This window comes from Acidovorax sp. KNOB132 (genome assembly GCF_057541515.1).
The window spans coordinates 1-2,667 of the sequence record NZ_BAAJYT010000376.1 but is presented as its reverse complement, the minus strand read 5'-3'; the positions used below and the strand labels follow the sequence as shown (position 1 = coordinate 2,667).

Annotated in this window: 1 protein-coding gene and 1 pseudogene; both read left to right on the top strand. The window is 73.0% G+C overall.

The annotated features are described in order from the left end of the window. Window positions 1–134 precede the first annotated feature (134 nt). A pseudogene (locus tag AC27IO_RS22620) lies at window positions 135–449 on the top strand (DEAD/DEAH box helicase); the annotation flags it as partial. Window positions 450–1,026: 577 nt separating this feature from the next. Further along, the coding region (locus AC27IO_RS22615; protein ID WP_498740885.1) for a DEAD/DEAH box helicase family protein at window positions 1,027–2,667 on the top strand (1,641 nt) is incomplete at its 3' end.

The window sequence follows — 2,667 nt, the reverse complement described above, 5'->3', positions numbered from 1 at the left end:
CGGGAAGGATCTGAGACCAATCGGGCTCCGGCACAAAGAGTACTAGGGCATGAATGCTATAAAAAAAGTAAGCAATCCCTTTGCGGGGGCGCCAGAGCACCGCCGCACCGCTCACCGTCCTGTGGCTCACGCCCATGCGGGCGCTGGCGGCCGACACGCTCAAGGCGCTGCAGGCGCCGCTCGATGCGCTGGCGCCGGTGCACGGCGGCGTGGCGCGCTGGACGGCCGGCGCGCGCACGGGCGATACCGCCAGCAGCGAGCGCAGCGCGCAGTCGCGGCGCCTGCCCACGGTGCTGGTGACCACGCCCGAGAGCCTGTCGCTGCTGCTGGCGCGGGGCGATGCGCGCGAAGTGCTGTCGTCCGTGCAGCTGGTGGTGGCCGACGAATGGCACGAGTTGCTGGGCAACAAGCGTGGGGTGCAGGTGCAGCTGGCCATCGCCCGGCTGCAGGGCTGGAACCCGGCGCTGCGCGTGTGGGGCATGTCGGCCACGCTCGGCAACCTGGAGGAAGCCATGCACACGCTGCTGGGCCAGGCACCGGGCCGGCAGGAAGGCGGCTCTGGCGAGGGCGTGCTGGTGCAGGGCCGGGTGGACAAGCGTCTGGTGGTGGACACGCTGCTGCCCGACCATCCCGAGCGCTTTTCGTGGGCCGGCCACCTGGGCCTGTCGATGCTGCCCGCCGTGGTGCGCGAGCTGGCCGGCACGCGCACCACGCTGGTCTTCGTCAACGTGCGCTCGCAGGCCGAGGTCTGGTACAAGGCCATTCTCGATGCGCGGCCCGACTGGGCGGGCGAGCTGGCCATCCACCATGGCTCGCTGGACCGCGGTGTGCGCGAATGGGTCGAGGCCGGGCTCAAGGCCGGGCGGCTGCGGGCGGTGGTGTGCACCTCCAGCCTGGACTTGGGCGTGGACTTTTTTGCCCGTGGAGCGCGTGCTGCAGATCGGCTCGGCCAAGGGCATCGCGCGGCTGCTGCAGCGCGCGGGGCGATCGGGCCACGCGCCCGGGCGGCCGTCGCGCATCACGCTGGTGCCCACCCACAGCATGGAGCTGGTCGAGGCCGCCGCCGCCCGCGCCGCGGTGCAGGCGGGCCAGGTGGAGATGCGCGCCAGCCCGCGCCGCCCCGTGGACGTGCTGGTGCAGCACCTGGTCACCGTCGCCCTGGGCGGCGGCTTCGAGCCCGAGGCGCTCTATGCCGAGGTGCGCCGCACGGCCGCCTATGCCGACCTGCCGCGCGCCGTGTGGCAGTGGTGCCTGGATTTCGTGCACCGGGGCGGGCCGTCGCTGGCCGTCTACCCGGACTACCAGCGCGTGGTGCCCGATGAGGGCGGCGTGTGGCGCATGCCCGATGCGCGCCTGGCGCGGCGCCACCGCGCCAACATCGGCACCATCGTGAGCGATGCCAGCATGGTGGTGCAGGTGCTGCACGGCGCGCGCCTGGGCACCATGGAAGAGAGCTTTCTGTCGCGCCTGTCGGCCGGCGATTGCTTCGTGTTCGCGGGCCAGGTGCTGGAGATGGTCAAGATCGAGGACATGACCGCCTACGTGCGCCGCGCCGCGCGCGGCCGCCCCACCGTGCCGCGCTGGGCGGGATCGCGCATGCCCTTGTCCACCGTGCTGGCCGACTTCGTGGTGCGCCAGCTCGCGCTGGCGGCGGACGGCGACTACCGCTCGCCCGAGCTGAAAAGCGTGCGCCCGCTGCTGGAGGTGCAGCAGCGCTGGTCGGCCCTGCCCACGCCCGGCACGCTGCTGGCCGAAACCCTGCGCACGCGCGAAGGCTGGCACCTGTTTCTCTACCCCTTCGCCGGGCGGCATGCGCACACCGGCCTGGCCAGCCTGTTCGCCTGGCGCGCGGCGCAGGGCGAGGCGGGCACCTTCTCGATCGCCGTCAACGACTACGGCCTGGAGCTGCTCAGCGCCACCGAGCGCGACTGGGCGGCCCTGCTGCCCGAGCTGCTCAGCACGCAGGCCCGCCCCGCGCCCGGTGCCCTCGCCGCGCCCACGACGGATCCGGCCCCCGGCGCGGACGCTTGCGACCTGCGCGTGCCTGCCAGCGAAGCCCTGGCCATCCGCAACACGGCCAATGCCGCCCGGGCCGAAGCCGACGATGCCGCGGGCCACCCCCTGCCCGAGGCGCCGCACGGCGACCCCGAGCGCCAGGCCCTGCTGCACGAAGTGCTGGCCAGCCTGAACGCCACCGAGATGGCGCGGCGGCGCTTTCGCGAAATCGCGCGCGTGTCGGGGCTGATCTTCCAGAGCCACCCCGGCGAGCGCCGCAGCGCCCGCCAGCTGCAGGCATCGTCGCAACTGTTCTTCGAGGTCTTTCGCAAATACGACACCACCAACATGCTGCTGCGCCAAGCCGACGAAGAGGTGCTGAGCCAGGAGCTGGACGTGGCCCAGCTGCTGGCCGCGCTGCGCCGCATGCAGGGCCAGCAGCGGGTGGTGCGGGCGCTGCTGCGGCCGAGCCCGTTCGCCTTTCCGCTCATGGTGGAGCGCTTTCGCGAAAAGCTCACCAACGAGCACCTGGCCGACCGCATCGCGCGCATGCTCGCGCAACTGGACAGTGCCGCCGACGCCCGCGGCCCGGCGGCCGAGGCCGCGCCCCGCATGCAGGACGTGGTGCCGCCCGACCCGCCGCTGCGCGCGCGGCGGCTTCCGAAGGCCGCG